The sequence below is a fragment of the Micromonospora sp. KC207 genome (assembly GCF_004348615.1).
Classification (GTDB): Bacteria; Actinomycetota; Actinomycetes; order Mycobacteriales; family Micromonosporaceae; genus Micromonospora.
Window position 1 is genome coordinate 1 of sequence record NZ_SMKJ01000340.1, and the last position, 6,758, is coordinate 6,758.

8 protein-coding genes and 1 pseudogene are annotated in these 6,758 nt (G+C 65.9%); 3 read left to right on the top strand and 6 right to left on the bottom strand.

Annotated elements, in window-relative coordinates; translation table 11 throughout:
* From E1258_RS28445 to E1258_RS28455, 3 genes are all read right to left on the bottom strand, one after another.
* Positions 1-561 (bottom strand): hypothetical protein (locus tag E1258_RS28445; protein WP_207919781.1); only part of this gene is annotated, 561 nt, incomplete at its 3' end.
* Positions 562-694: 133 nt separating this feature from the next.
* Entirely contained in the window at positions 695-1,171 is a 477-nt protein-coding gene (locus E1258_RS28450; RefSeq protein ID WP_132406548.1) for a Pycsar system effector family protein, read from the bottom strand.
* Between the two features lie 54 nt (positions 1,172-1,225).
* The gene (locus tag E1258_RS28455; RefSeq protein WP_132406550.1) at positions 1,226-1,903 is read right to left on the bottom strand and encodes a Crp/Fnr family transcriptional regulator; all 678 of its coding nucleotides are present in this window, start codon (positions 1,901-1,903) and stop codon (positions 1,226-1,228) included.
* Between the two features lie 433 nt (positions 1,904-2,336).
* Between E1258_RS28455 and E1258_RS28460 the strand changes: the two genes are divergently transcribed.
* Both E1258_RS28460 and E1258_RS28465 read left to right on the top strand, forming a co-directional pair.
* Entirely contained in the window at positions 2,337-2,747 is a 411-nt protein-coding gene (locus tag E1258_RS28460; RefSeq protein ID WP_132406552.1) for a hypothetical protein, read from the top strand.
* Complete coding sequence (locus E1258_RS28465) at positions 2,744-3,121, top strand: hypothetical protein (protein WP_132406554.1); 378 nt, start codon at positions 2,744-2,746, stop codon at positions 3,119-3,121. The genes E1258_RS28460 and E1258_RS28465 overlap by 4 nt, the downstream gene beginning before the upstream one ends.
* Positions 3,122-3,315: 194 nt before the next feature.
* Here E1258_RS28465 and E1258_RS28470 read toward each other — a convergent pair whose 3' ends face one another.
* On the bottom strand, positions 3,316-4,266 hold the full coding sequence (locus tag E1258_RS28470) for a hypothetical protein (protein ID WP_132406556.1): 951 nt from the start codon (positions 4,264-4,266) through the stop codon (positions 3,316-3,318).
* Entirely contained in the window at positions 4,266-4,961 is a 696-nt protein-coding gene (locus E1258_RS36040) for a TauD/TfdA family dioxygenase (RefSeq protein WP_132406558.1), read from the bottom strand. The genes E1258_RS28470 and E1258_RS36040 overlap by 1 nt, the downstream gene beginning before the upstream one ends.
* Before the next feature lie 22 nt (positions 4,962-4,983).
* Between E1258_RS36040 and E1258_RS33620 the strand changes: the two are divergent.
* Positions 4,984-5,592, top strand: a pseudogene (locus E1258_RS33620) (transposase); the annotation flags it as partial.
* Positions 5,593-5,613: 21 nt separating this feature from the next.
* Here the strand turns inward: E1258_RS33620 and E1258_RS28485 are convergent.
* A partial coding sequence (locus E1258_RS28485; RefSeq protein ID WP_132406560.1) for a site-specific integrase occupies positions 5,614-6,758 on the bottom strand: 1,145 nt, incomplete at its 5' end.

A 6,758-nucleotide genomic window follows, 5' to 3' on the forward strand; every position in this document is an offset into this window, starting at 1 on the left:
GGTGGGGTTCGTGCCCGCGTCGACCGGCAGCTCGACGCCCCACAGCCGGATCCACGCCGGCGCCAGGTAGTCCTTGTCCGCCGCGACGACCCGCCGGTAGGCGCGCGGCAGCAGCGCCGGGTCGCCGTCCCGCACCGACGTCCGGTACACGTGGTCGGCGAGCACGAGACCAAGGAACGCCTCCGGCGCGGCGGCCATCGCCCGGCGCAGCGGTGCGATGTCCCGGATCCGCGCCGCCTCAACCAGCGCCGGGCCGCCCATCAGGTCGTTCTCCTCGACCACGACGTCGCCGTGCGTGACAGCCATCCGGATCCGGAGTTGCGCCTCCGGCAGCAGCCCGGCGTTGGACCTGCGCAGCTCCCGGTCGACCCGGGGCGGGAACTCCCCGATGATCTCTTCCTTGCTGACCACCGAGGGCACGACGATGGTCATGCTGTCGCCGTCCTTGCGGACCAACCACTGGCTGCCGAGCGGGCACTCCTTCAACGCCGCCGCCACCGTGGCACGCAGGTCGCCGGCGAGCCGCCGGTGCCGCCAGGATCCACCAGCGCTCGAATTCACGATGTCAATTGAGATAACCGAGTACGAATGGGCGGGAAGGTACATCCGTTGCTTCTCCCATCTCTGGTGGGGCGCGGATCGGTGGCGATCGGCGCTGGCCACGTGGTCAATTGAGCTACGAGGTCGGCGTGCCTCAGAGAGCGAGTGCCGCCAGGCTCACGAACGACAGGCACAGGCAGGCCAGGCCCACCCTGACGAAGCGGTACTTGACGATCACGATCTGGCTGGTCCAGTGGAGTTCGCTGATCAGGCCGACCAGCGGTTGAGTGGCGGCGTGTCGCACAGCAGCGGTCAACTGCTGGCGGTCGACCGCGCCGACGTGACCGAAGAAGGCCACCTGGTCGACGTCGCGGTCGCCACGCATCCGAGGGTAGAGGGCCAGCAGCATGCTCACGGTGCCGACGATCCACAAGGTGCCCGCCGCCCACCAGCACCAGGTGTCGACCGGCGCGAGGGGCTGCCGTGATCCGGCTTCCCCGAGTACGAAGCCGACGGCGGCACCGACCGCCGTCCCTCCGATGGCCAGCCCGTGAACGGCCTTGCCGTCCGCCCTGTCGATCTCTTCTCGGTTGTGCGCGAGGAGCCGCTCTGCAATTCGCTGCTCTTCCATACTGGACAGGGTCCACCTCTTCAGGGCGGGGATCGACGGCCCCGGACACAATCCCTATGCGTCATCCGACATAGAGTCGACGAGGGATCGCAAGACCGGCACCTGCACCAGGACGATGCGCTGTCGGCTCGTTCGGACGAGCCTGCGGTCCCGCAGCATGCGCAGCGTGCGGGCCACCACCTCGCGCGACGTCGCTGCCGCCTTGGCCAACTCCTGTTGCGTCAGGGGCAGGTCGATGACGACCCCGTCGGGCGTGCACAGGCCCTGCCGCTCGGCGAGGTCGAGCAACAGCGCGGCGACCCTGCCCGAACTCGACGTGGAGACGTATCGCAGGCGCTCGGCGTCGGACTCCCGCAGGCGGGTGGTGACGTGTTGGAGCATCGCGAACATCGCCCCCGGAAAGGCCTGAAGGTGCTGGAGGAATTGCTGCTCCGGGATGATTCGCGCGCAGACCGGCACGAGAGCCGTGACCGTGGCCGAGCGGGGCCGGTCGTCGATCGCGGAGAGTTCACCGAGGATGTCGTCCGGTCCCCTGATCGCCAGCAGCACCTCGTCTCCCCGGCGAGACTGGGCGGAGACCTTGGCCCAACCGGAAAGAAGCAGGGCCACGTGGTGGGTGGGCTCGCCCTGATGGAAGAGGGTGGCCCGGCTCGCGTACCGATGCTCGGCTCCGAGCGCAAGAAGGCCCTTCGCCTCATCGGTGGAAACAAGATCCAAAAACGGGCGTGTCATCGCCGTCCCCCCAATTCAACGACCACGCCCCTCCGGGAATGTGATCATGCGACATCGGTCCACTTCGTCATTGGAGAGCGAAGTATAACGACGTGGTGATCGTCGCCACATCCTCGTAGCCGTCAGCTCTCGGATACGCCCAGGGCAGGGGTAAAGGCTCGATGGCACCCAGCGGTGTCCGCCCGGACACTCACGACCACCATCGGGCCATTCCCGAATACTCGGATCAGATAGCGGAAGTGTCAGGACGCTGACATTTGCGCCGCGAGGCATCCCATCGAGCCAGGTACAAGGCTGTCTATCTAGCGCCACGTGGCAGACAGCCACACCGAGCGTTCACCCGACCATCATGCCGACGGCCCACCATACTGGTTGTCGGCAAGGCCGCAATTCCGGTTTCCTGGCGCCGCCGCGCCGCCCTACTGTCACGGCCATGACTGTGGACGACGAGCAGCAACTGTTCGCCGAAATGTTCCGGCACCTCGACAAGATCGATCCCTGGCTCAAGCGCATGGACCCCGACGGGCCGCGCGAGCGCCCTCAGGAGCGCAGCGAGCTAAGCCGCGACAACAAGGAGGCAAACCCTCACCAGCTCAGCCAGGCCGCCTGGCACTCGCTCTCGCACGCCGTCGATCACCTGCACTGCCTGCGCACCCTCCTGAGAGACGCGCACACGATGCACATGTACGCCCCGTACTCCCTGGCTCGCGCCACCTTGGAGAACGCGAGCGCAGCGGTGTGGCTGCTCGCCCCGGACGACCGCGCCAGCGGCTTCTCCGGCGACTCCGCTTCGCGGCGCTCGACGTTCGCGGCGGCGAGGCGGCCAAGAAGTTGCTCGACGTGACAGGACCGAAGACCGCAACGGAACGCCTGGGCGAGCTACGCGCGATCGCGAGGCGGAGAGGCCTCGACAAGCATGCAGCCGTCAAGCATGTGGGGTACGCCGAGATAGTCGCGGCCGCCGGCGACACCATGCGCAGCGGGAGTAAGCCGTTCCTGTTCACCTGGCGGATGTGCAGCGCAATCGCACACGGCGACTTCTGGGCCACGATCAACGCGGTCAGCGCGGAGGAACTCCCCGGGGCTCCACCTGGGATCGCGCACCTGAAGGTCACGGCAAGCGTCAGGACGCTGTTCTTCGCCGTGTACTTCGCCGCCGCGATGACCAGCGCCGGTTGGCGTCTCTTTGACCAGCGCGGCACGCGTCAGCTCAAGTAGTCCCCGTTGACTCTGTCGTGATGCTCGTGGCGTGCGTGAAAATCGGGGGTGGTCGCCCGCCGACGTCGAGCCAGCGTTGATCGATTCTCCGCAGTCCAAGAAGCCGCCCCTATTGCCGACTCGCCCTGACCATCGTCAACTAGGACACCCAGCCCGGCACGAGCCTTGCCCTTCGATTCGCCACGAGACAGCCCTTAGTCATTGCCGTAAAAATCAGGTTCATAGGTTGACAAGAAGCGCTCTTGAATCGACTCAGACTCAACCTTGGTATATTGCTGGGCGAGCCCAGCGGCCGTAATCTCGGCAGTGCCGGACAGTTTGAGCCCGCAAATATCGCAGGCGAGCCCCGTGGCCACATGAACTACCTCATAGAAGATTTCGTCATCCCTGATGTATTCCTTTGTGCGGCGCACTCGGATCGTCTCGATTGGAATTTGCTCGCTGCATGCTGGGCACTGCACGAAGGTGAGGTTTTCAGTCTCTCCGCGATCTACAGCCTCCAGGACAGTCACTGGCCCGGCGAAGCGCAGATCACGCTGGCGAGGAACTTTTGCGCGGCGTGCTGCTACTTCCTCCGGCGTAAGGCCGGTTAGAAAGGCCTTGGACGCTGCAACACGCAGGCTGACCTCGTGCTTCAGCTTGCGGTCTTCTGCGTCTACCAGCGCTCGGCCTTGGTCCACGACTTCGGCGAGCATGTCCTTAGGATCGATGCCGAGGTGGTCGCAGACTACGTCAACGACACGAGTGAACCGTGGAAGCCAGTGGGCAGCGGGGACGGCGAGCGGGACCGCCCCCGTGTGAAGTTCCTGATTCCGCAGGCCCGCCAAAACCGTTGCATCATCCTGACGCTCTTTGGTGAAAGCATCGATGACGCGGCCAAGCCGAGAGATGACGGTATGGGTGGGGACTGATCTTGGCTCCCCGCTTCCGGGGTACCCCGCGGCGTGAAGGATCGATTCACCGGTAGGGTCCGCAAGAAGTGTCGGGTTGACCTTGGCCAGAGGTGCTCTCAGCAGAAACTCCAAGCCGAGCAGTAGCCAAATGGCAAACTCGTCGTCATCGTCGAAGTCATCGGCGTGAGGGTGATCTACTGCACGCTTGAAATATGTCTGCGCCTTGCCGAGAAGGCTGTCGTAGGCCCACATTAGCGTTCCCATGCATACGTGCGCTCAAGTATGCGCTTCAACTGTCCATGAACCGCCGGCCGACGGTGCATGACCCGAAAATTGTCGATGACGAGTAGGCGGCCAGGCTGCCATTCGACACGTGCGGTCGGTGTCTGACCCTCTATCTCGTCGATAGCAAGACCATACCGAGGCGTGCAAATGCGGGGGTCCCAGCGCAGCCGCATCCTCCCTGGGCCGAGGGGCGCGACCGCGGGAAGGTAACTCACACGTCCAACAGGATCCATGGCTCTCAGTGAGGTCTTACGCAGGCAGGCCAGAATGTCGCCGTTGGGTGCTAGCAGCTCGGTCCAGGTACGGTCTGACAACTCGATAGCTTGGATAAGCAACCACCGCGGCGGGTCTGACGAGATCGCGCCGTCAGTATGCCAAGGGAACGCCCCCAGGCCGTACACTCCTGACAAACTCCAGGACAGCGCCTCGCCTTTGTCCTTGGGTTCAAGGCGCATAGGAGCGGAAGCCCGACCGAGATACGCACCGACGTCTGTCGCCGACGCGTGGTCGAGCACTGCCCAGCCCGCTGTCGCCAGGTCACTCTCCCAGCTCGTCACCATCGTCCTCCCCTCGTGCCCACAGGCACCATACGACTCGGGCAAAGGGTGCCAAGCAGGCGACCGGCGCCTAAACGTAAGCTGGTCGGGTCTTGACGGCTCCATCCGCAGGATGTCATCCCTACACCGGTGGCGGATCCGGGTGGCTGTCCCGTGGCGGGACGTCCCATCGCGGAACGGGTCCTGGTCGGCGGTGTACGCCCTGTTCCGGCGTTGGCAGCGCGACGGGACCTGGAGGTCCTCATCGCGTTGCAGACTCTCGCCGACGCGTCCGGGCGGATCACCTGGGATGTCTCCGTGGACTCCACCAGCGCCCGCGCCCATCAGCATGCGGCCGGGGCGCGGTAAAGGGGGATCTGCAGGCCGAAGCACCCGGCGGCGTCAGCGTCGAGCCAGACGACCACGCCCTCGGCCGGGCAGCGCGGTGACAGCCCGCAGTTCATTCTGCGATCCGCGTCCCTCGGCTCACTGTTGGCCGCCCCAGGACCCGCCCGGACCGGGCCTGGCCGACAAGGCGTACAGCCGGACGATCTGCTGGCGGAGCTGCGCGAACGCAAGCTGATCGACCAAGTCAAAGACTAGCCGGGCCTACCTGCGCCGGCGAGGTATCGCCACCACGATCCCCAGCAAGATCGATCAAGACGCCCATCGGCGGGCCAGAGGGTCGAAGGGCGGTCGCCCACCGACCTTCGACCCGCAGCGGTACAAACAGCGCCACGCCGCTGAGTGCGGCATTGATGGACGGCGAAACTGCGAACTATGCCGGCTTCGCGGTTCCACGGCGGCGTGGAACGACGGCGGCGGTTGCTTCGGCAGCGGCGTGTGAGAGTTCGGGCAGGACAGCGCCGTAGAACTTGGCGGTGAAGTGTGGGCTGGAGTGGCGGAGTCGGTTGGATATGACTTTCATTTGGACGCCGGCGGCGAGGCCCATGGTGGCGGCGCCGTGGCGGAGGTCGTGGAGCCGGATGGGTGGTAAGCCGGCTTGGGTGGCGAGGTGGTGGAAGTGGTCGGTGACGTCGGCGGGGTGCAGCCGCCCGCCGGTGGGGGTGGTGAACACGAGTCCGGTCCTGGTCCAGGCAGCTCCGGCGGCGAGACGTTCGCGCTGGTGCCGTGCGCGGTGGGCGCGTAGGACAGCAACGGTTTCGGTGTCGAGTGCGATGGTGGCTTCGCTGTCGGTGGTTTTGGGGGTGTCGATGGTGGTGGCCCAGCCGTGTTGGACGAGTTGCCAGCGGACGGTGAGGGTGTGGGCGTCGAGGTCGAGGTCGTCCCAGTGCAGGCCGCAGGCTTCGCCTCGTCGGAGGCCGGTGAAGGTGATGAGGTGGTAGAGGGCGTAGAGCCGGTCGTTTGCGTCATGGGTGTGGTCGAGGAACCGGCCGGTTTGTTCAGGGGTCCAAATCATGACCGGGCTGGGGGTCTTGCCGGTGTCGCGCCAGGTCTTGACGCGTTGGTCGGTCCATACGGTCGGCTTTGGTGCCCGGGCGGCGGGTAGCTCGACCATGAGGGCGGGGTTGAGGTCGAGGTAGCGGTGGCGGCGCATCGCGTCGTTGAGGGCCTTGCGGAGAGTGGCGTGGATGAGGTGCATCGTCCGGGGGCCGACGATCCGCTGGTTCTTGACCTGGTCGCGTGTGGCCCGGTCGCGGCTGGCGCGCAGGGTGGCGATGGTGGTGTTGCGTTCGGCGATGGCCTCGTACATGGCGTCGATGTGCCCGGGGCGGAGCCGGTCGATGCGCAGGTGGCCGAGGTAGGGGATGAGGTGTAGGCGGATGTGTCCTTCGTAGGAGCGGACGGTGCCTTTCTTGATGTTGTTGCGGCCGGCGAGCCAGTCGGTGAGGTAGTCGGTCATGGTGGGGAGTTCGGTGGGGGTGATGTCGAGGTGCAGGGTGCGGCGGAGCTGGTCGGGGG